General features: G+C 63.6%; 15 protein-coding genes and 1 riboswitch. Of the genes, 11 read left to right on the top strand and 4 right to left on the bottom strand.

Annotated elements, in window-relative coordinates:
• Positions 1-66 precede the first annotated feature (66 nt).
• The 6 genes from ACN6KF_RS11185 (at position 67) to ACN6KF_RS11210 (ending at position 8,867) form a co-directional block, all read left to right on the top strand.
• On the top strand, positions 67-1,311 hold the full coding sequence (locus tag ACN6KF_RS11185; RefSeq protein WP_434956916.1) for an aromatic ring-hydroxylating oxygenase subunit alpha: 1,245 nt from the start codon (positions 67-69) through the stop codon (positions 1,309-1,311).
• Positions 1,312-1,472: 161 nt separating this feature from the next.
• On the top strand, positions 1,473-2,552 hold the full coding sequence (locus ACN6KF_RS11190) for an FAD-binding oxidoreductase (protein WP_434956917.1): 1,080 nt from the start codon (positions 1,473-1,475) through the stop codon (positions 2,550-2,552).
• 1 nt (position 2,553) lies between these two features.
• Complete coding sequence (locus tag ACN6KF_RS11195; RefSeq protein ID WP_434956918.1) at positions 2,554-2,859, top strand: hypothetical protein; 306 nt, start codon at positions 2,554-2,556, stop codon at positions 2,857-2,859.
• Positions 2,860-3,150: 291 nt separating this feature from the next.
• The gene (gene metH / locus ACN6KF_RS11200; RefSeq protein ID WP_434956919.1) at positions 3,151-6,936 is read left to right on the top strand and encodes a methionine synthase; all 3,786 of its coding nucleotides are present in this window, start codon (positions 3,151-3,153) and stop codon (positions 6,934-6,936) included.
• A 156-nt stretch (positions 6,937-7,092) separates the two neighbouring features.
• Positions 7,093-7,170, top strand: a riboswitch (SAM riboswitch).
• 55 nt (positions 7,171-7,225) lie between these two features.
• Positions 7,226-8,149 carry a homoserine O-acetyltransferase MetA gene (metA, locus tag ACN6KF_RS11205; protein WP_434956920.1) on the top strand — a complete coding sequence of 308 codons (924 nt, stop codon included), beginning with the start codon at positions 7,226-7,228 and terminating at the stop codon, positions 8,147-8,149.
• Between the two features lie 325 nt (positions 8,150-8,474).
• Positions 8,475-8,867: a TetR-like C-terminal domain-containing protein gene (locus tag ACN6KF_RS11210; protein ID WP_434956921.1), complete on the top strand. Its 393-nt coding sequence runs from the start codon at positions 8,475-8,477 to the stop codon at positions 8,865-8,867.
• 21 nt (positions 8,868-8,888) lie between these two features.
• Here the strand turns inward: ACN6KF_RS11210 and ACN6KF_RS11215 are convergent, their stop codons facing one another.
• The 4 genes from ACN6KF_RS11215 to cckA form a co-directional block, all read right to left on the bottom strand.
• A complete protein-coding gene (locus tag ACN6KF_RS11215) occupies positions 8,889-10,787 on the bottom strand; it encodes a hypothetical protein (RefSeq protein WP_434956922.1) in 1,899 nt (632 codons plus the stop codon).
• Positions 10,788-10,997: 210 nt separating this feature from the next.
• Positions 10,998-11,891, bottom strand: a complete 894-nt coding sequence (locus tag ACN6KF_RS11220) for an alpha/beta hydrolase (protein WP_434956923.1) — start codon at positions 11,889-11,891, stop codon at positions 10,998-11,000.
• Positions 11,892-11,988: 97 nt separating this feature from the next.
• Positions 11,989-12,873, bottom strand: a complete 885-nt coding sequence (locus tag ACN6KF_RS11225) for an alpha/beta hydrolase (protein WP_434956924.1) — start codon at positions 12,871-12,873, stop codon at positions 11,989-11,991.
• Positions 12,874-13,002: 129 nt separating this feature from the next.
• Positions 13,003-15,561 carry a cell cycle histidine kinase CckA gene (gene cckA / locus ACN6KF_RS11230; RefSeq protein ID WP_434956925.1) on the bottom strand — a complete coding sequence of 853 codons (2,559 nt, stop codon included), beginning with the start codon at positions 15,559-15,561 and terminating at the stop codon, positions 13,003-13,005.
• A 387-nt stretch (positions 15,562-15,948) separates the two neighbouring features.
• Between cckA and ACN6KF_RS11235 the strand changes: the two genes are divergently transcribed.
• The 5 genes from ACN6KF_RS11235 to ACN6KF_RS11255 all read left to right on the top strand — a co-directional run bounded on the left by ACN6KF_RS11235 (position 15,949) and on the right by ACN6KF_RS11255 (position 21,878).
• Positions 15,949-17,334 (top strand): hypothetical protein, encoded by a 1,386-nt coding sequence (locus ACN6KF_RS11235; protein WP_434956926.1) that lies wholly within the window; start codon positions 15,949-15,951, stop codon positions 17,332-17,334.
• A gap of 296 nt (positions 17,335-17,630) precedes the next feature.
• Positions 17,631-18,830: a benzoate/H(+) symporter BenE family transporter gene (locus ACN6KF_RS11240; RefSeq protein ID WP_434956927.1), complete on the top strand. Its 1,200-nt coding sequence runs from the start codon at positions 17,631-17,633 to the stop codon at positions 18,828-18,830.
• 206 nt (positions 18,831-19,036) lie between these two features.
• The gene (pabB, locus tag ACN6KF_RS11245) at positions 19,037-20,407 is read left to right on the top strand and encodes an aminodeoxychorismate synthase component I (protein ID WP_434956928.1); all 1,371 of its coding nucleotides are present in this window, start codon (positions 19,037-19,039) and stop codon (positions 20,405-20,407) included.
• Positions 20,404-20,970, top strand: coding sequence for an anthranilate synthase component II (locus ACN6KF_RS11250; RefSeq protein WP_434956929.1), 567 nt, complete (start codon positions 20,404-20,406; stop codon positions 20,968-20,970). Before pabB ends, ACN6KF_RS11250 begins: the two co-directional genes overlap by 4 nt.
• The gene (locus ACN6KF_RS11255; protein ID WP_434956930.1) at positions 20,967-21,878 is read left to right on the top strand and encodes an aminotransferase class IV; all 912 of its coding nucleotides are present in this window, start codon (positions 20,967-20,969) and stop codon (positions 21,876-21,878) included. Before ACN6KF_RS11250 ends, ACN6KF_RS11255 begins: the two co-directional genes overlap by 4 nt.

Raw genomic sequence — 21,878 nt, forward strand, 5'->3', positions numbered from 1 at the left:
GATCGCCGAGCCGCTTTCCCATCCCGCTGCCAAGTCAACGCATTGGTTGTCACGCGGGATTTTGACATGACAGCGCATCAGGACATGCTGGGCCGCCTCCGGACCCATCAACCGGGCACCACGCTCGAGGGCAAATTCTACACAGACCCGGAGTACTTCCGGCTGGATATGGAGAACATCTGGTACCGTGAATGGCTGTTCTCGGGCCATGATTGCGAGCTCGGCAAGCCGGGCAGCTATTTCACTCTCCAGGTCGGCGACTATCCGGTGATCGTCCTGCGCTCCGGTGACGGCGCCATCCGCGCCTTTCACAATTCCTGCCGGCACCGGGGATCACGGCTCTGCGCGGCCGAGCGCGGCAGCGTCGCCAAGCTGGTCTGCCCCTATCATCAGTGGACCTACGAGCTCGACGGGCGCCTGCTGTTCGCCCGCGACATGGGCCCCGGCTTCGACGCCGCGCAATATGGGCTGAAGCCCGTGCATTGCGAGAGCGTGGCCGGCTATATCTGGATCTGCCTTGCCAAGGAGGCACCCGATTTCGAGACCTTCCGCGCCGGCGCCATGCCCTATCTGGCACCGCATGGCCTTAAAAACACCAAGGTGGCCTTCGAGAGCACCATCGTCGAAAAGGGCAATTGGAAGCTGGTGTGGGAGAACAACCGCGAGTGCTACCACTGCGCGGGTAATCATCCCGAGCTTTGCCGTACCTTCCCAGAAGCCCCGACGGTGACGGGTATCCAGGGTGCCGACAAGGATCCGCTCATCGGCCAGCATTGGCGGCGTTGCGAGGAAGCCGGCCTGCCCAGCACCTTCAGCATTTCCGGTGACGGCCAGTTCCGCATGGCCCGCATGCCGCTGCTGCGCAATGCCGCCAGCTATACGATGTCGGGCAAACCGGCGGTGCAACGCCCCCTCAGCCCGACGATCGAAGAAGGCAATATCGGCGCCCTCCTGCTCTTCCACTATCCCACCACCTGGAACCACGTGTTGGGCGACCATGCCGTGAGCTTCCGCGTGCTTCCGATCGGGCCGAAGGAAACCCAGGTCACCACCAAATGGCTGGTGCACAAGGATGCGGTCGAAGGGGTCGACTATAATCTCGATGAACTCACCCATGTCTGGCAGATGACCAACGACCAGGACCGCCAGATCGTCGAGGAAAACCAGCTCGGCGTCTCTTCGCCCGTCTACACGCCCGGACCCTACGCCCCCGAACACGAGGGCGGCGTTATGCAGTTCGTCGAGTGGTATCGCAACGCCATGGAAGCGGCGCTGGGTAACGACGGCGTCCGCCTGCGCAGCGTGGCCTAGCACCTTTTCACCCTCCCCTGGAGGGGGAGGGGCGGACGAAGTACGGGGTGGGGTGAGAAACACAGCAGCTGGTGAAAATCACCCCACCCCGACGCTTCGCGTCGACCCTCCCCCTCCAGGGGAGGGTGTTAGCGAAACCGACATATACAAGGGCAGACATCATGCCGATCGCTACACAAAAATTCAGGCATATCGACGAAACGCCGCCGTGGAACGATCAGAGCCAGGCGCTCGAATGCGTTTCGATCATCCATGAGGGCCGCGACGTCGCGACCTTCACCTTCCGCGCCGCCGAACAGGGTTGGTTCCGCTACGAACCCGGCCAGTTCATCACGCTGGAGATCCCGGCCGAGGCCGGGCCGGTGCTGCGCACTTATACGCTGTCGTCGAGCCCTTCCCGCCCGCTTTCTATCAGCGTCACCGCCAAGGCGCAGGCCTCCAGCATCGGCACGCGCTGGATGCTGGACAACCTCAAACCCGGCACGCGGTTGAAGGCCTACGGCCCGCTCGGCCAGTTCAGCTTCTCTCGTCATCCGGCGGAAAAATACCTCTTCATCTCGGCCGGATCCGGCATCACGCCGATGATGTCGATGACCCGTTTTGCCGAAGACCACGGCGCCGCCACCGATATCGCTTTCGTCAACTGCGCACGCCGGCCGGGCGAGATCATCTTCCGCCAGGAGTTGGAGCGCATGGCCGGACGCATGCAGCGCCTGCGCCTCGCCTGGATCGTGGAAGAGACCGAGGCCCATGAAGCCTGGACCGGCTTCCAGGGTCGGCTCAACGCTCCGGCCCTGCGCTTGATCGCACCGGATTTTCGCGAGCGCGAAGTGTTCTGCTGCGGCCCCGCGCCTTTCATGGCAGCGGTCAAGGACATGCTCGAAGCCAATGGCTACGACATGCGCCGCTATCATGAAGAGAGCTTCCAGCCGGCCGAAACTCCAATGGAGGACATCGGTGCGGACGAAGCCCTTGCCGGCGAAGCCAGCGTGGCCTTCACCAGATCCGGCATCGAGGTGCCGGCCTCCAGCCGCGAGACCATTCTTCAGCTCGCCCGCGGCGCCGGCCTCAACATTCCGACCGGTTGCACAATGGGCCTGTGCGGCACCTGCAAGGTACAATGCCTGTCGGGGGAGACCGCCATGACCCACCAGGGCGGCATCCGCGAGGAGGAAATCGCCGCCGGCCTGGTGCTGGCCTGCTGCACCCGGCCGCTCGGCCGTGTCGAGATCGAGGCTTGAGATGACGATTGCCGCGCAGAATACCGTCGACGTCGACGCCGCCATCGTGCACTCCATCCTGGAGGCTTCTCGGGACGAAGGTCCGACACTGCCAGAAGAGCGAGCCCGCACCTTGATGCTGGCCTGGATCCTCAGCCGCGAAGACGGTGCGGACCTGGCCAGGGAAGCCGTCGATCTGAAAGTCCTGCTGCTCGAGGCCTCGATCCCGGACAATCCGCTGCTGCCGCATCTGAGCAGCCTGCTCGACGAGGTGCGCGATCATGTCGGTCGGCGACCAGGCCGGCGGCGTTTGCGGGCAGATGCCTAAGCCAGCCAGATATAGCAGAAGTTGGAGGGCGGACGACACATCCATAGGCGCGGGATCAAGGCGAAAAGCGCAATAATACCCTCCCCCTCCAGGGGAGGGTAAAGAATTGAGGCCTCGCTGCCTTGACCCAGCGCCTATGGATGTTCCGTCCGCCTCTTCCCTTCTCCACCATCCCCCAGCAATCCCAGACAGAAAACCGGCGCTTCCGGGATAGTTCACCTTGACCTCTCTTTTCTCAGCGCTATCATATAAGGATATCTTGATATCGTAATTCCGTTATAGGAGCTTGTGATGAGCGCTCCGGTCGAAGCCCTGTTCGCCGCGCCTGCCCCAACCGATCGGGGCGCGGAGATCCTCGCCGCCCTTACCGCCGCCGCGCGCGAGCGCATCCTGATCCTGGACGGCGCGATGGGCACGCAGATCCAGGGGCTCGGCTTCGAGGAGGACCATTTCCGGGGTGAGCGCTTCGTCGGCTGCGACTGCCATCTCAAGGGCAACAACGACCTTCTCACCCTCACCCAGCCTGCCGCGATCGAGGCGATTCATTACGCCTATGCCATGGCCGGCGCCGACATATTGGAGACGAACACCTTCTCCTCCACCTCCATCGCCCAGGCCGATTACGGCATGCAGGAGGCGGTCTACGATCTCAATCGCGATGGTGCGCGCCTCGCCCGCCGAGCCGCAATCAAGGCAGAGCAGCAGGACGGGCGCCGGCGCTTCGTCGCCGGCGCGCTTGGCCCAACCAATCGCACCGCCTCCATCTCGCCGGACGTCAACAATCCCGGCTATCGCGCCGTCAGCTTCGATGACCTCCGGATTGCCTATGCCGAGCAGATCCGCGGCCTCATCGACGGCGGCGCCGACATCATCCTGATCGAGACCATTTTCGACACGCTCAACGCCAAGGCCGCCATCTTCGCCTGCGAGGAAGTGTTTGGCGAAAAGGAAGTGCGCCTGCCCGTGATGATCTCGGGTACCATCACCGATCTCTCCGGCCGCACCCTCAGCGGACAGACACCGACGGCGTTCTGGCATTCGGTGCGGCATGCCCGACCCTTCACCATCGGCCTCAACTGCGCGCTCGGCGCCAATGCGATGCGGGCGCATCTCGACGAGATCTCCACGGTCGCGGATACCTTCGTCTGCGCCTATCCCAATGCCGGCCTGCCCAACGAATTCGGCCAGTATGACGAGAGCCCGGAAGCGATGGCGGCGCAGATCGAGGGCTTTGCCCGCGACGGCCTGGTCAATATCGTCGGCGGCTGCTGCGGCTCGACGCCGGAGCATATCCGCGCCATCGCCGAAGCGGTCGGCCGGCATGCGCCGCGCCCGATTCCCGAGATCGAACCCAAGATGAAGCTGTCGGGGCTCGAGCCCTTCACGCTCGACGCGACCATCCCCTTCGTGAATGTGGGCGAGCGCACCAACGTCACCGGCTCTGCCAAGTTTCGTAAGCTCATCACCGCCGGCGACTATGCTACCGCACTCGACATCGCCCGCGACCAGGTCGCCAATGGCGCCCAGATCATCGACATTAACATGGACGAGGGCCTGATCGATTCCGAAAAGGCCATGGTCGAGTTCCTCAACCTGATCGCCGCCGAGCCGGACATCGCCCGCGTGCCGGTTATGATCGATTCCTCGAAATTCTCAATCATCGAGGCTGGCCTGAAATGCGTGCAGGGCAAACCGCTGGTCAATTCGATCTCCATGAAGGAAGGCGAGGAAGCCTTTCTTCACCATGCCCGCCTGGTGCGGGCCTACGGCGCGGCCGTGGTGGTGATGGCCTTCGACGAACAGGGACAGGCCGATACGCTGGAACGCAAGGTCGCCATCTGCAGCCGAGCCTATAAGCTCTTGACGGAGCAGGCGGGCTTCCCGCCCGAGGATATCGTCTTCGATCCCAACATCTTCGCCGTCGCCACCGGCATCGAGGAACATAACGGCTATGGCGTCGCCTTCATCGAGGCGACGCGGCAGATCAGGACCACCCTGCCCCACGCCCATATTTCGGGCGGTGTATCCAATCTCTCCTTCTCGTTCCGCGGCAATGAGCCGGTGCGAGAGGCTATGCACGCCGTGTTCCTCTACCATGCCATCCAGGCCGGCATGGACATGGGCATCGTCAATGCCGGGCAACTCGCCGTCTATGAATCCATCGATCCGGACTTGCGCGAAGCCTGCGAGGATGTCGTGCTCAACCGGCCCTCGCGCGGGGCGCTGAACCCGACCGAACGCCTGCTCGAACTGGCCGAGCGTTTCCGTGGCGCCGCCGGCAAGGAAGCCAAGGAAAAGGATCTCGCCTGGCGTGAGTGGCCGGTCGAGCAGCGCATATCCCATGCGCTCGTCAATGGCATTACCGAGTTCATCGATGCCGATACCGAGGAGGCGCGTCTTGCGGCCGCACGTCCCTTGCACGTCATTGAAGGGCCACTGATGGCCGGCATGAACGTGGTTGGCGATCTCTTCGGTGCAGGCAAGATGTTCCTGCCGCAAGTGGTGAAGTCGGCTCGTGTGATGAAGCAGGCCGTCGCCAGCCTCCTGCCCTATATGGAGGCCGAGAAGCTTGCCAATGGTGGCACTGGCGAACGCCAGAGCGCCGGCAAGATTTTGATGGCGACCGTGAAGGGCGACGTACACGACATCGGCAAGAACATCGTCGGCGTCGTGCTCGCCTGCAACAATTACGAGATCATCGATCTCGGCGTGATGGTGCCGTCGGCAAAAATCCTCGAGGTGGCGCGTCAGGAGAAGGTCGACATCATCGGGCTGTCCGGCCTGATCACACCCTCGCTCGACGAAATGGTGCATGTCGCCGCCGAGATGGAACGCGAGGGCTTCGACATCCCCTTGCTGATCGGCGGCGCCACTACCAGCCGCGTCCATACTGCCGTGAAGGTGCATCCGCGCTATGACCGTGGCCAGGCCGTCTATGTGACGGATGCGAGCCGCGCCGTCGGCGTCGTCTCCAGCCTGCTGTCCCCCGCGAACAAGGCGGGCTATGTCGAAACCGTCCAGGCCGAATACGCCAAGGTCGCGGCGGCGCATGCCCGCAGCGAGGCCGACAAGCTGCGCCTGCCGCTCGCCAAGGCCAGGGCCAACGCCCACAAGGTGGATTGGACAGGCTTCACGGCACCGAAACCATCCTTCCTGGGAACACGGGTCTTCGAGAACTACGATCTCGCCGAGCTTTCGCGCTACATCGACTGGACGCCGTTCTTCCAGACCTGGGAACTGAAGGGGCGTTATCCCGCCATCCTGTCCGACGAGAAGCAGGGAGCGGCTGCACGCCAGCTTTTCGACGATGCCCAGGCCATATTGGCACGCATCATCGCGGAGAAATGGTTCCGGCCGAAAGCCATAATCGGCTTCTGGCCGGCGAACGCCGTCGGCGACGATATACATTTGTATACGGATGAGAACCGCAGCCGGAAGCTCGCAAGCCTGCACACCCTGCGCCAGCAGCTCACCAAGCGCGACGGGCGGGCCAATGTAGCCCTCTCCGACTTCGTTGCCCCTGAAACGAGTGGCCAGGGCGACTATCTCGGCGGCTTCGTGGTCACGGCCGGCATGGAAGAGGACGAGATCGCCAAGCGCTTCGAACGCGCCAATGACGACTATGGCTCGATCATGGTCAAGGCTCTGGCCGACCGTTTCGCCGAGGCTTTCGCCGAACGCATGCATGAGCGCGTCCGCAAGGAGTTCTGGGGCTATGCGATCGACGAGAACCTGGCCCCCGACCAACTCATCGGCGAACCCTATCGCGGTATCCGCCCTGCCCCCGGCTATCCCGCCCAGCCCGACCATACCGAGAAGGGCACACTGTTCCACCTGCTCGACGCCGAAGAACGCATCGGCGTACGCCTGACCGAGAGCTATGCGATGTGGCCGGGCGCCTCGGTGTCCGGGCTCTATTTCGCCCATCCCGATGCCTATTACTTCGGGGTGTCGAAGATCGAGCAGGACCAGGTCGAGGATTACGCCGCCCGCAAGGGCATGACGGTGAACGAAGTCGAACGCTGGCTTTCGCCAGTGCTGAACTATGTGCCGCGAACGGCGGAGGCGGCGGAGTAGATTCCCGGGATCGCCGGCTTCCGGTCCGCGGATATGCACGGGGAACATGGAGGGTCGATCTCCAGATCGACCCTCCAATCCCGCAAGGTGAGAGCCCCTCTGCCCACCGCTCACGCTCCCAGGATTGCCATTGATTTCCATTCACCACAGGATTAACTCTCTCCTCGTGGTGATTTGGCCGGCCGGCTTGCAGCCACGTTAAACAACTCGCTAAAGGGCCGCTGGATGCATTCCATCCGTGGACCTGTCGCATTGCTTTCCGGCTGGCCCAACGTCGATCGAGTGCAACATGCCTATCAAGATTCCGGATACCCTGCCCGCCTTCTCCACCCTGGTCAGCGAAGGGGTGCGGGTGATGACGGAAACTGCCGCCATCCGGCAAGATATCCGTCCGCTGCAGATAGGCCTGCTCAATCTGATGCCCAACAAGATCCGCACCGAGCTGCAGATGGCGCGCCTGGTCGGCGCCACGCCGCTGCAGGTCGAACTCTCGCTGGTGCGTGTCGGCGGCCACCGTGCCAAGAATACCTCCGAGGACCACCTGCTTGCCTTCTACGAAACCTGGGAAGAGGTGCGCGAGCGCAAATTCGACGGCTTCATCATCACCGGCGCGCCGGTGGAGACCCTGCCCTTCGAAGACGTGACCTATTGGAAGGAACTCGAGCAGATCCTCGACTGGACCACGACCAACGTGCATTCCACGCTGAACGTGTGCTGGGGCGCGATGGCGGCCATCTGGCATTTCCACCGCATTCCCAAATATGACCTGACCGAGAAGGCCTTTGGTGTCTACCAGCACCACAACCGCAAGCCTTCCTCGATCTATCTCAACGGCTTTTCAGACGACTTCCACATACCCGTCTCGCGTTGGACGGAGGTCCGCAGCGAAGATGTGCGCAAGAATGCCGAGTTGGAGATCTTGATGGATTCGGACGAAACCGGCGTGTGTCTCATTCACGAGCAAAAGGGCAACCGGCTCTATCTGTTCAACCATGTCGAATATGAATCGACCTCGCTGGCCGATGAGTATTTCCGCGACGTCGACTCGGGCGTGCCGATCAAGCTGCCGAAGAACTACTTCCCCTATGACGATCCATCCTTCCCGCCGCGCAATTTCTGGCGCAGCCACGCCCATCTTCTGTTCGGCAACTGGATCAACGAGATCTACCAGACGACATCCTATGACCTGAGCGAAGTCGGCAGGGGGCGCTGAGATTCTCTCGGGTGCACGGGCGCTTAGGCGCGGATTGGAGGGTCGATCTCCAGATCGACCATCTTGGAAGCACCGTCGCGCAGGAAAGGAAGAAGGTCGATCTGCAGATCGACCCTCCAATCCGCGCTTATCCTGCTAAAAAAGTGCCCGTGCCCCCCGGAAGCCCCTCAATCCTTGGCGCGATCCATGCGCATCAGCAACTGCTCGGTCTTGGCGTCTTCGATGCGGTTGTGCAGCCGGCCGGCCTCCTGCTGGTCCGTGCAAGGTCTTGATCGGCGTCACGCAGGTCTGGATCAGCATCACCGTGCCCATGGCCAGATAGGCCTTGATCCAGGCCGAGGCGGGTGGCAGTCGGCGCACCATCGCCAATCGCACCTTGATCGCGCTCGCCAATGGCTATCTGGATTTCGCCGCCGAGCATGGGGGACGCTGGCACGCCCTCTTCGACTTCCGCCTTCCGGACGGCCAGGACCTGCCGGAAGACCATTTGTGCCAGCAGGATGCACTCTTCCAGCATCTGGAAGCCCCGCTCGCCGTGCTCCAGCCGGGTCTGCCTCTTTCCGAAAGATCTCTTCTCGCCCGCTCTCTCTTCTCGGCCGCCCATGGCATGGTGCTGCTCGGACTGGAGGGCAAGCTGGTGCAGTTGCCCCTGCCCTATCTGCGCGAACAGGTCGCCCTGGTGGTCAGCGCCATGGGCCGAGGCCTCGAATGCAGCTGAGGGCTTGTTCCTCTGCAGGCGTCAAAGCAAGCCCAATCGCCTCGCAACACGCCTGCGCTGGTCGATGATGGTGTGCCGATAAAGGGAGGGCTCCAATCGAAACTCTGGTGAAATCGGCCATGTCATGCCTGCAAGATCGAGCATGGTCTGGGCATTGCTGCCCATCTTGGACATGCCGGTTCCCCCTTCGCCGAAGCGAACCACCACATTGTCGCCAAGCCGGACGATCTGGCCGTTGTTGGGGCCGTTGACGCCGCGGGCGCAAGGCCAGGCGCAGACCACATCTTCGAATGTCAGCCCGCAATCGGGCGTGAGGATGCTGAGTATGCTCGCCAGCGCGCTGATGGCGTAGCTTCTGCTGTAGACAGGCAAGCCGATGACCCCGCCGCAGGTCAATTTCATGACGAGATGGCTGGACGTCCGCCCGACCTCGACAAAATGCGTCTGCTTCATGCCGGTGAATGGCAGATTTCTCACCCTATCGGGATCGGTGATCCGAAACAGGAGCTGCGCCGAAAGCCCGGTCGCGATGGTCTGATGGGGTACCGGCAGGTCGAACCGAAGGCGATCCGATAGGCGAGACAGTGCCGAGCCCACCCGATCATAGTGAAAGGTCGCTGTCGGGCCGAGGGAGAGACATAGATGGTCTAGGGCAACATGCGTGCGTGCGCCTGTCTGGAGATCCTCTAGCGCAATCGCAGCCGCTCGTGGCATGCCTTTTTCGTCCCTGTCGAAATAGACAGAAGTCAGGCGTTGCCGATGCCGGCATTCGATGCCGTGCCGCTGCATCGCCTCCATGCAGACGCGATCAAAGCCGTGGCGAATGCAGCCATTGCCCAGGAAGAGGTCGCCGGACACCACGCGCTCCAGGATGCCGGGGCCATAAAAGCGTTGCAGGCCAGCGGCATCGAGCTTTTCGACGGCAAGGCCGACGTCCTCCGCAAGCTCCCTGTTGTCGATCAGTGAAGCGTCGTGGTTCTTGCGGGAGAGATAGAGGAAAACAGCGCGGGGTCCGTCCTGGTCGAGACGCAGTCGGATCGACAGCCGCCTTTCGATTTCGCTCAGGATCCGTGTCGAGACCTTGCTGGCCAGGCGGCTCTTCACATGATCCGTCTGCAGTCCGAGAAGCTTGCGAAGGTGCTGTACCAGACCATGCCACTCATTGTGAAGATAGACGGGCAGGTCCCGCAACCGAACGCCACGAGGCCACAGGTCGACCTTCTTGTAGTCGAGGTCGAGGGCGACCGATGCATCCTTCTCGCCCAAAATCGCCCGCTTGAGGGCGGTCGCCAGGATGCCAAGCCCCGTATTGTCGAGCTCGGCATTGAGCGCATTGGCGTGATTGACATGCTCGTAGCTCGCCGACCCGCTCTCATTGGATTGCTCAGCGCCATCGAGGACGAAAATCACCTCCGAAGCCTCGGCCTGATCTGTCTCCAGGCCGCTGAGGAGAGCCCCGATCTTAGCGGCGGGGCCCCCGACGAAAATCGCCCTCGGCCGACAAGACCCCGCCTCCCGCGCCGCTCGGTGTTCCCCTACGAGGCGCCGCACTTCCGCGGGGGCCTGGTCCAGTCGTGCAATGAAAACCTGGTTTTCTCCCCTCACCCTTACGCCTCGAAGGGCGAAGGCAGGCTGGTAGGGACTTTCGGAAACCAGGGAGGGACTGGCCTCGACCATGGCCTCATAGGCCTGGCGTACGCGAGAAGACGGATTTACCCAGACGGCCTTGCCCGCGAAATAATCTCCTTCCAGTAGATAATCCAGGAACCTGTCGCCGGCGGGATTGGCATGCGTCATTGCCTTCCGCAGATGGTCGAGCGAAGGAAAAGCTGCCCTCGGCATCGCATTGAAAAAGGACTGAGAAGCCTCAGGCGTGGGCTCGTCGCGATCGAGGTCGGGAAGAGTGAGTTCGGAAGGCATGCTGCGATCTGCGAAGACAGGAAAATTGTACCTTCATGCAATATCGCTTTCTACAGCCGCAAGTAGAACAATTTGCAAAGCACCACCCGGATCGCGACATCCGGATGGCTAGGCCGGCCGATGCGGCGATATCGACGACAGCCCGGCTGACTCAAGCCGATACTCGAACGACGATTAGCGCCAGTTCCTCGATCCGGCCTATCCTTCGACTTATTGTGGCAGAGCCAGCCTGCCCGATCCCAACGCCGAGGTAATGGCCCAGCCGAAACCCGCCGGAATGCTATTGCGATGGTTCTTGCCCGGCACCACCAGCGAGCGGATGCTCAGGCCCGGAAAGCCGCGTTCTCGCAGGCGCGCCTCGAATGCCTTCACGCCGCCAACCATATCCTTGGTGTAGCCGCGCCGTCCCGCATCGTAGCGGGAGACTTCGTCGCCACCGACATACATCAGGACCTCTGCCTTCAAGTCGCTGTTGGCCTTGGCATAATCGGCTTCGATCGCCAGGATGGCCTGATCGCCGAACCAGAAAGAGGGGCTGCCGAGCATATAGGTCGCGAACAGGTCGGGCTCCGTCAGCAGGATGCGCGTACCGAGCAGGCCGCCATAGGAATGGCCCCAGTAAAGGCGCCGGCCGGGATCGGCCCGATATTGCCGCTCGACATAGGGGATCACGGTCTGGCGCAGATAGAGCTGATAAGCGCTCGCCCCGCCATAGGCGGTGTCTCCGGGCTTGAGGGCAACCGGCGTGTAGTCGCGCTTGCGGCTCACCTCCAGATTTTCGCCCTTCGCATAGGAAAGACCGACGATGATGGGATCCTCCCGCAGGCTCCCTTCGCCGTAGAGTGCCCTCACCTCACAGGCCAGCGGCCTGACAGCACGGCCGCCATCGGCCAGATAGAGAACGGGATAGAGCTTGGCCGCGGCCGCGTCATAGCCGGAGGGCAGGCTGACCTCGATGTCATAGGATCGGCCCGAGACGGGATCGGGCACGGATTGGGTGAGGATGCCGCCGGGATCGCATGAGCGCCATTTTCCGGCCTTGCCTTCGGCGGCTTCGATGGGAGCGCTCAGGCAGGCGGCGATGAGGGCGGCCAAAGCGAGCACGAGAGCAAAACGTGATCTTCCTGAATCACATTTTCTCTTCAACCCATTGTTTTGGCGTCGTTTCACAGCCAGCCGCCCCTCCGTTTACCCGCGACGCTCATCCGCCGGCGAGTGCGGAGGTGATGGCCCAGGCAAAGCCCGGGGGAATGGTGGTGCGGTGGTTCTTGCCCGGCACCACGAGAGAGTGGATCGTCAGGCTTGGAAAACCGCGAGATTTCAAGAGCTTCTCGAACGTCCTGACATCGCCGACCATATCCTGGGTATCGCCGCGCCGGCCTGGATCGTAGCGGCTGATCTCGTCGCCGCCGACATAGATCAGGACATGGGCCTTCAGGTCACGGTTCGCCCTGGCGTAGTCGGCCTCCATCGTCAGGATGGCGTGATCGGCGAACCACAAGGACGGGCTGCCGAGAATATAGGAACGGAAGAGGCCGGGTTCGGTCAGCAGTATCCGGGCTCCGAGAAGCCCGCCATAGGAATGGCCCCAGAACAGGCGTCTTCTGGGGTCGGTCCGATAAAGGCCCTCGATCACGGGCATGACGGTCTTGCCGAGATAGGCCTGAAAGGCCCCGGCTCCGCCATAACCAGGCTTGTCGGCAACCGGCGTGTAGTCGCGAGCCCGGCTTACCGCAAAGCCCTCGCCCTTGGCATAGGACAGGCCGACGAGGATAGGTTCTTCCGCCAGCTTGCCGTCGCGATGGAGCTTTCTGACCAGGCGGAGCGCCTCCTGGCGCCGCGGTTCCTTCGACAGGCAGGTTGCGGACGCGGCAAGGTGGCCACCATCGGCATAATACAGCACCGGATAGCGCTTGGCGGGATTGGCCTGGTAATCCGACGGCAAGGTGACCTCGACATCATAGGATCGGCCCGAGACGGGATCGGCGATGGAACGGATCTGGGTGCCGCCGAGATCGCAGCCTGTCGGGATGCCGTCTCTAGCCTCGGCTGACATCGCGCCGAGCACCACCAGGCCGGCGGCCATCCAAATTCTTGCGTGAAAAAACAATGACGCAATATCCAAAATTACAGTTCAAGCAATTGCTTAAGTCGTCATGAGGAGCTGGCCAGCTCGAACGCCGCGCATCGCCCGAAAACCGTTCCAGCCGCCAATCTACGGCTTCATATTGGACTTCACGGCCTCGACCAACTGCTTCATCGAGAAGGGCTTGGGCAGGAAGGCGAATTCCTCGCCCTCAGGCATGTTCTTGGCGAACGCCTCTTCGGCATAGCCGGAGACGAAGATGATCCGCGTCGTCGAATTGCGCTTGCGCATTTCCTTGAGCAGGGTCGGCCCATCCATTTCGGGCATCACCACGTCGGATACGACGAGATCGATCTCGTTCTCGCCTTCGTCGATGATCTGCAGGGCCTCGATGCCCGAACCGGCTTCGATGACCTCGAAGCCACGGGCCGTCAGGGTGCGGGCAGAGAGCGCCCGCAGGGCCTCCTCGTCCTCGACCAGCAGAATGCGGCCGCGCCCGGTGAGATCGGGCATGTCCTTGGTCTTGGCCGGTGTCGACCCAGCCTGGCCCGGTGGGGTGTCGGCCTCGACGCTGGCTGCCTTCGCCAACTCGATCATACGCGGCAGGAAGATCTGGAAGATCGTGCCCTTGCCCTCCACCGAGTGGACGAGGATGGAGCCGCCGGTCTGCTTGACGATGCCGTAGACGGTGGAAAGCCCGAGGCCGGTGCCCTTGCCGACATCCTTGGTGGTGAAAAAGGGCTCGAAGATCTTGTCCAGGACGGCCGGCGGAATGCCGCTGCCATTGTCCTCGACCTCGACGGTGACATAGTCGGCCGGCGGCAATTCGCTGCGATCGAGGGCGCTCGCCTCCGAGATCGGCACATTGCGCGTACGGATGATCACCTTGCCGCCATCGGCCATGGCATCGCGCGCATTGACGGTGAGGTTCATCACCACCTGTTCGAACTGGTTGACGTCCACTTTCACCGGCCAGAGATCGCGGCCATGCACGACCTCCAGCGCGACTTTCTCGCCGAGCAGGCGCCGCAGCAGCATCGACAGGTCCGACATCGCGTCATTGAGGTTCAGCACCTGCGGGCGCAGGGTCTGCCGGCGCGAGAACGCAAGCAACTGGCGCACCAGATTGGCGGCGCGGTTGGCGTTGCTCTTGATCGCCATGATGTCCTGGAAAGCGGGATCGCCGGGCTTGTGGCTGCCGAGCAGGGAATCGGCCGCCAGCATGATCACCCCGAGCACATTGTTGAAATCGTGCGCTACGCCGCCGGCAAGCTGGCCGACCGCATTCATCTTCTGGCTCTGGGTGAACTGCTCCTGCAGCGTGCGCTGCTCGGTGGTGTCGATCATATAGACGATCGCTGCTTCCTTCTCGTTCTCGCCGCGATCGACGGGCGCGAACCAGAAGCGGGCGGAGCGGCTGCCCTGTCCGGCCAAGGAAGCCTCGGCCGGTTCGATGTCGCCGCGGCCGGCCATGGCGAGACGGGTCAGTTTGCTCAGGCCCTCGCGGTCGCGCTCGACCACGGCCTCGAGCAGGGAATGGCCCGGTGCGTCGCCATTGAGGGACTCCTTGAACAGGCGCATGAAGGCCGCGTTGGTACGCACGATCCTGGCGTTTTCGTCAATCGTCGCAATGGCCAAAGGCGAGTTGTTGAAGAAGCGTGCAAAACGAACTTCCGCCGCTCGCAAGCCTTCTGAAACGTCGCCGCCCGGCCCGCGATAGATCACCAGGGTCCGCGAGGGGCCGGGCTGGCCATCGGCGGCGAAGGCGATCTTGTGGAACAGGCGCACGGGCATGATGGTGCCGTTGCGGCGCCTGAGATCGATGTCGAAGATCTCGGTGCGCACGCTGCCCGGCTCGCTGGCCTGCGTCACCACCAAAGCGCCGGCATTGCCGGGCGCGATGTCGGCTAGAGTCAGGCCGCCTGTGCCGAACTGGGCGAGGTCATAGTCGAGCCAGCCGGCGAGCGTGGCGTTGAGATAAACGATCTCGCCCGAAGGATCGGCGGAGAAAAAGCCGGCCGGCGCGTGGTCAAGATAGTCTATGGCGTGCTGCAGTTCCTGGAAGACGTTTTCCTGGCGCTCGCGCTCGCGCGTGATGTCGGCAACGGTCCACACCGTCTCCCCTGCACCGGAGGGGCGTGCGATCGGACGCACCCGCACGCGATACCAGGAGGCCGTTCCGGAAGGCGGCGCCGAGGCGATGCGAAATTCCTCGGCGAGGCGCTGCCCGGCCCGCGCAGCCTGCGCCAGGCGATACGTCGCCTCCGAAACGTCGGGGTCCCCCGTGAAAGCCCGCTCCACCGTGCGGATGTCCTGCTCGCCCATGGCGCCGGTCAGCGTCAGATACGCTTCGTTGGCATAGATGATACGGCCATCCTTGTTGGTGACGAGGATGCCTTCCGGAGAATCGTCGGCGATCAGCTTGGTGAGGTCGTTGCGGGCGATCGAGCTCTGGCCGAAATGGGCGATTCCCATCGCCCAGGCGAACATCGCAATCATGCCGACGATGGCAAAGACGGCCAGGATACCGAAACTGGCGACCTTGCCCCAGTCATAGGGCAGCAGCGACACCCCCACGGCGATGAGGATGATCACCGCGGCAAGCGCCAGCACCCAGAAGATGCCGCTGGGCCGCTCGCTGCGATCGACTGCGGCGCCGCGTGCCGCCGCCTCCTCGCCTTCAGCCATGTTCAACCCCACCGCGCATCGTCAAAGGGCGATTCGCTCCGGCGAACCGCATAATGGTCAGTTTGGCTTAGCAGTTCACATTTCAAAATGTGTTAACCTCGTTGACCAAAAATATCGTGGTCCCTTGCAGCGTTTTAGCTCCGTCCAAACGCATGCTCGACCATGGTATACCCTCAGCGAAACGGCTGAGAGGGAAGACAAATCCGCCCCTTTTGCGGCATTTCTCCGAATTTTTGGCCAATTCCAAGGGACAAGCCTTAGTTTTGCGACTTTGCTGTTGATTCTTGCACGTTAACCGTCTTCTAAGAAACCAGCCCGGAAAGAGTACTGGTCGTATCAGGCTGCCATCCCCTATCGGCACCGGACCAGATCTAAGGAAATGTATCGATGGATTCGTTGAACTCTTGGCTGCCCGCGCAGTTGTTCGCCTTGGCTGGCCTGCTGGTGGTGGGAGTCGTCCTGATGTTCATCTGGCGCACGCTCAACCGGCCCCAGCTCGGCGGCGGCGTCAAGGGCGGTCGGCAGTCGCGGCTCGGCGTGGTGGATTCCTATGGCGTCGGCGCCCGTCAGCTCGTGCTGGTTCGGCGTGACAATGTCGAACATCTGATCATGATCGGCGGCCCGAACGACGTGGTCGTCGAATCCAGCATTCTGCGCGCCCGCTCGGCCGGCCAGGCTCAGCGCCCGGCTTCGCCCGGTGCAGCAACGCCGCCGGTGCAGGAGCGTGCGACTGCCGTCGCGGCCCCACCGCGGCAGGTCGAGGAAGACTTCGCCCGTCCGACCTCGGTCGCTCCCCCGCCTGTCGCCAGGATCGATACGCCAACTCCGGCACCGGCCACCACGGCGGCCAGCAGGACACCCACTGCCCCCCCTACCCTGGCCGCTACCACGACCCCGGCGCCTTCGACCACTTCCGCAACCACTTCCGCCGCGCGTTCGGGCGTGGTGCCCCCGCGCGAGCCCGGCTTCTTCCAGCGGGCCACTTCGCGCTTGCCGAATTTCGGCCGGGCCGCCGCTCCTGCAACGACGCCGACCCCGGCCGCACCTGCCGCACCGGTGACCGAAGAGCCGCGCGCCACGATCGATACCGCGCATTTCGAGGAGCTTCTGGCCGACGAGACGCCTACGACGACGCCGGCGCCCAAGCCAACGGTATCGGCCGCACAAACCACGCCAGCCCCCAAGCCCAAGGCTGACCTTGACTTCGAAATCGCGGAGGGGCTCGATCTCGAACCCGCGCCCGAAACGCAGGAGCCACCGCCTCCGACCACCACCGCACGCCTGACGCTGCCCGAGATCCGTCTGCCGGATCTGCGCTTGCCGGAATGGCGTCGCCCCGAGGCCACACCCGCTCCCACGCCTGCGCCGCGCCAAGCGTCGGAGCTTCGGGTCGAACCTCGTTTCTCCGCCGATCCGCGTCCGGCCAGCGAGCCGTCGCACGCTCCCGGTGGCCGTATCGAACCCTCGCTGGGAACGCCGGCGCCACGCGCCCAGGCCGAGCCGACGCGTACGGAACCCTTCCGGGTCGGCGAAAGACTGACGACGCCGACCCGCCCGGCCACCACACCGCCGGCGCCCACCTCGAGCACCCCGGCCGCACCGACCGCCACTGCGGCACCGACGCCGGCGCCAACACCGGCTCCCACACCAACGCCGCCTCCGGCTCCAACGACTACCCCGGCTCCAGCCGAGGTCGAAGACCCCTTCGCCAGCCTCGAGGAGGAAATGGCGAGTCTCCTGGGGCGAAGCCGAGACGACAGCAAGAAGTCCTGAACGGACAAGCAAGCAACGGGCGGATCTTCCGCCCGTTTTCTTTTGGTGCCCTAAACACGAACCGGACACGCGAAGAGGCTCGTCGATACGCGCGCCAATGGGCGGCCTATCTGGAGGCCGAGATTTGGATGTGCATGCCCGCGGAGAATACGGGCAGAGAAATCCTCACCTCCGGCTCAAACCGGCCTGGTTTGATCTCCCAATCCGTCTGACATATGGCTTGCACATTTCGTGTCGGGGCCCGAATAAAGCGGTCTCGTGCTACGTCCGTCTCAATAAATCTGGTTCCCCTCGCCATGCGTTCCTTCTTTGCAGACCTCAACGGCCAGTCGGCCGGCATGGGCGTGCTTACCGCTGTGGTCGGCTATACCAGTTCGGTGGCGGTGGTGATCAACGGCATGAGCGCCGTCGGTGCATCGCCAGGCCAGATCGCCTCGGGCCTTGCCACTTTGTGCGTCACCATGGGCCTGTGCGGTGCCGGCCTGAGCCTCATGACCCGCATGCCGATCTCGACGGCGTGGTCGACGCCCGGCATGGCGCTGCTGGCGAGCCTGACGGCGCCGGCCGGGGGCTATCCCGCGGCCGTGGGCGCCTTTCTGATCGTCGGCGTGCTGATCATGATCGCCGGCTTGTGGGCGCCACTCGGCAAGCTGATCACGCGCATTCCCCGTCCTATCGCGGGCGCGATGCTGGCCGGCATCCTGTTCAAGCTCTGCCTTGCCCCGATCGCCGCCCTTGGTCAGGTGCCCAAATTCGCTATACCCGTGGTGCTGACCTGGCTGGCTGTGGGTCGCTTCTACCGTCTGTGGGCTGCACCCGCGGCGCTTGCTGTCGCCTTGGGCGCCATGGCGTTCGATGGCCAGGCGAGCACGCTGCCCCTGGCTCTGCCGTCGCTTGAATTCGTTGCCCCAAGCTTCGATTGGCAAACACTGATTTCGATCGGCCTACCGCTCTTCGTCGTCACCATGGCCTCCCAGAACATTCCGGGCCTGACCGTGCTGGCGACCTATGGCTATCAACCGCCGACAAGGCCGGCCTTCCTCGCGACCGGGGGCGTATCGGCGCTCTCCTCCTTGCTGGGGGCTCCCACCATCAACCTCGCAGCGATTACCGCCGCCCTCTGCGCCGGTCCGGATGCCCATGCCCAGCCCGAACGGCGCTATACCGCCGCGGTGGTGGCTGGGCTGTTCTATGCGGCGATCTTCTCGTTGCTGTCGGCGATCGCCACTGGCCTGGTCACGGCATCCTCGCCGATCCTGATCGAAGCGGCGGCGGGACTGGCCCTGGTGAGCGCTTTCGGTGCTTCCCTGCTCGGCGCCGTGCAGGAGGAAAGCCAGCGCCTGCCGGCGCTTGCGACCTTCCTGGTCACCGCATCCGGCTTCAGTCTGTACGGCATCGGTGCCGCCTTCTGGGGCCTTTGTGCGGGGCTTGTCGTGACCATGCTCTATTCCACCGCAAACAGAGGCACGACAAAGGCAAAAAAAAGCGCTACATAGACATGCGATGTTCCACGTATCTCCACAGGGCTGAGAGATGCGGGACGCTTGGGCTCATCTTGTATGCAAGCCTCAGCGTGATGAGTTCCGGCCGGCTGACAGGGAAGCCGCCCGACGCTCCAATCGCCGAACATTGAAGCGGTCTGTCCGCATCACACGAGCTGGCCGGCATTTTTATGCTGCACCAGGATTGTGCTTGAGCTGCCATGATCATTGTTGAGATACCCTGGATCGATCCCCTAGAAGCCGCGGCCGCCATGGCCAGCCAGCCGCGACTGGCCCTGCTCGACAGCGCCATGCCGCATGCGACGCTCGGGCGGTGGTCCTATCTGGCTGCCTCCCCCTTCGGCCGGTTCAAGGTCGTCGACGGCGTTGCGCGCTGGAACGATGCCGCCATCGACGGCAGGCCGATGGAGGCCTTACGCCATCTGCTGCGGCAGCATGCCCGCCCTGCTATGCCGGGGGCGCCTCCCTTCACAGGCGGTGCCATCGGCAATTTCGCCTATGAGGCAGGTCATCTGTTCGAGCGCTTCGGATCATCGGTTCCATCCGCCGCTCCGGGCACCCCGCAGATCGACTTGCCCTTCTATGATCGCCTCCTCGCCTTCGACACCATCGAGAAACGCGCTTTCGCCATTGCACCGGACCGGGCTTGCGCCGAACGGCTCGTCGAGGGCCTCCAGGCCCAGCCTCACCGGGCGTCGGCGCCGCGCGCACTGACCTGGCACGACAGCCGCAGCCGGAGCGAGTACGAGGCCGAGGTCGCTCGCGTGGTCGGCTATATCCGCGACGGCGACATATTCCAGGCCAATCTCTCCCATCGCTTCAGCGCAACGCCCCAGCACGGCGCCGACCCGCTGGCGACCTATCTCGCCTTGCGGCGGTCCAATCCGGCGCCATTCGCCGCCCTGCTTGTCGACGGTATCAACTTCATCGCCTCGACCTCGCCCGAGCGCTTTTTGCGTCTGAACACCGGCCAAGATGCGGGGTTGGTCGAAGCCAGGCCGATCAAGGGCACCAAGCGTCGCTGCACCCATCCCGCCATGGACATCGCCATCGCCCAGTCGCTCGCCCGCAGCGAGAAGGACCGGGCCGAGAACATCATGATCGTCGATCTCCTGCGCAACGACCTGTCACGCGTCTGCGAAGCAGGTAGCGTCGAGGTTCCGATGTTGTGTGGTATCGAAACCTATGCCTCGGTTCACCATCTGACCTCGGCGGTGACGGGCCGCCTGAAGGCGGGGCTCGACGTCACCGACCTGATCGCGGCCACCTTCCCGGGCGGCTCGATCACAGGGGCGCCGAAGATTCGCGCCATGGAAATCATCGGCGAACTCGAGCGCGAGCCGCGCGGTGCCTATTGCGGTGCCATCGGCTGGATCGGCTTCGACGGCGCCGCCGATCTCAACATCGCCATCCGCACCCTCAGCTATGACGGCAAGGACCTCTCTGTACGGGCGGGCGGCGGCATCACGCTGCTCTCCGACCCCTTTGCCGAGTATGACGAGACGCTGGCCAAGGCCGAGCGGCTCATCGCGGCCTTCGAGGATGCCTCCCGCGCGGAGGAAGCGGCATGATCCTGATCGTCGATAATTACGATTCCTTCGTCTTCAACGTCTCCCGCTATTTCGAGGAGGCCGGTGCCAAGACCCATGTCGCCCGCAACGACGCCGTCTGCGCCGATGACGTCGTCAGCCTGGGTGCCAAGGCGCTGGTGTTCTCGCCGGGTCCCAAGGCGCCGCGCGATGCCGGCGCTTCGCTCGACCTGATCAAGCTGTTTTCCGGCAGATTACCCATTCTCGGCATCTGCCTCGGCCATCAATGCATCGGCGAGGTCTTTGGCGGGCGCACCGCCCATGCTCGCACTCCCATGCATGGCCGCGCCTCGCGCATCGAGCATCAGGGTGGCGGCCTGTTCGCCGGGCTGCCGCGCCCCTTCGAGGCCGCGCGCTATCACTCGCTGATCGTCGAGATCGACGAGGACGGCCCGCTGGAGGTCACGGCCCGCAGCGACGAGGGAGAGATCATGGCACTCACCCATCGCCAGCACCCCACTTTCGGCGTGCAATTCCATCCCGAATTGATCCTAACGCCGCAAGGACATCAGATCATCCGCGCGTTCCTGGATCGCGTGCAGTGAGTTTCCTTCTTTATCGTCTCCTGGCGGGCGGCACCGCCGACGCCCCCCAAATCGATGCCCGTCAACCCGACATTCCTTGGGTCAACGCCCTCGATCGTGGCTTCCAGCTCGGCGACGGCGTGTTCGACACCATGAGCTGCTTCAGGGGCCGTCCCTTCGCGGAAGAACGACACCGCGCCCGCCTCATCCAGCATGCGGCCGCCATCGGCATCGATGTCGATTCGGCCCGGTTGCAGGAGGCGCTCGCCGGCGTGCTGGATGAGCTGGGCGAACGCCATGCCATCGTGCGCACCACGGTGACGCGAGGACAGGCAGCCCGGGGCCTGTGGCCGCCACCGGGCAATCCACCCACCATCCTGGTGACGGCGCAGCCTTGGGGTCCGAGCCTCGTCGGCCAGCCCGCATGCCTGTGCGAGGCCGGGCTGCCGCGCAACCAGTTCTCGCCGCTCGCCCGCCTGAAATCCCTCAACTACCTCGAAAACATCCTCGCCGCCCGCCGGGCCACCGAGATCGGCGCCGACGATGCCCTGATCCGTAATCTCGACGGCAATGCCGTCTCAACCACCATCGCCAACCTCTTTGCCATCGTCGACGGCCGGTTCGTCACGCCCCCCTGCGCCGATGGCTGCCTCGACGGCGTCATGCGCGCCGTGCTGTTGGAAGAGGCGAAGGCCCTCGGCTTCGATATCAGCGAGACCAGTCTTACACCGCCCCTGCTCGACCAGGCCGAAGCGCTGTTTCTCACCAATTCCGTGCGCCTGGTCCGGCCCGTCATTGCGCTGGGCAAGCGGAGCTTGATCCCGCCCCCCCGCGCCGCCGAATCCATCAATCGCCTCTTCAACGCCCTCCTGGCCCGCATCGAATACGACATCGGCATGCGCCTCGAGGTTGCCCTTCCCATCCAGTGA

Source organism: Labrys methylaminiphilus subsp. lupini (assembly GCF_051161885.1).
Classification (GTDB): domain Bacteria; phylum Pseudomonadota; class Alphaproteobacteria; order Rhizobiales; family Labraceae; genus Labrys.

Bases quoted from the DNA above. Each gene is read 5' to 3' on its own strand.
- ACN6KF_RS11185 (WP_434956916.1), top strand. From the start codon at position 67: ATGACAGCGCATCAGGACATGCTGGGCCGCCTCCGGACCCATCAACCG.
- ACN6KF_RS11190 (WP_434956917.1), top strand. From the start codon at position 1,473: ATGCCGATCGCTACACAAAAATTCAGGCATATCGACGAAACGCCGCCG.
- ACN6KF_RS11195 (WP_434956918.1), top strand. From the start codon at position 2,554: ATGACGATTGCCGCGCAGAATACCGTCGACGTCGACGCCGCCATCGTG.
- metH (WP_434956919.1), top strand. From the start codon at position 3,151: ATGAGCGCTCCGGTCGAAGCCCTGTTCGCCGCGCCTGCCCCAACCGAT.
- metA (WP_434956920.1), top strand. From the start codon at position 7,226: ATGCCTATCAAGATTCCGGATACCCTGCCCGCCTTCTCCACCCTGGTC.
- ACN6KF_RS11215 (WP_434956922.1), bottom strand. From the start codon at position 10,787: ATGCCTTCCGAACTCACTCTTCCCGACCTCGATCGCGACGAGCCCACG.
- ACN6KF_RS11225 (WP_434956924.1), bottom strand. From the start codon at position 12,873: ATGGCCGCCGGCCTGGTGGTGCTCGGCGCGATGTCAGCCGAGGCTAGA.
- cckA (WP_434956925.1), bottom strand. From the start codon at position 15,561: ATGGCTGAAGGCGAGGAGGCGGCGGCACGCGGCGCCGCAGTCGATCGC.
- ACN6KF_RS11235 (WP_434956926.1), top strand. From the start codon at position 15,949: ATGGATTCGTTGAACTCTTGGCTGCCCGCGCAGTTGTTCGCCTTGGCT.
- ACN6KF_RS11240 (WP_434956927.1), top strand. From the start codon at position 17,631: ATGCGTTCCTTCTTTGCAGACCTCAACGGCCAGTCGGCCGGCATGGGC.
- pabB (WP_434956928.1), top strand. From the start codon at position 19,037: ATGATCATTGTTGAGATACCCTGGATCGATCCCCTAGAAGCCGCGGCC.
- ACN6KF_RS11250 (WP_434956929.1), top strand. From the start codon at position 20,404: ATGATCCTGATCGTCGATAATTACGATTCCTTCGTCTTCAACGTCTCC.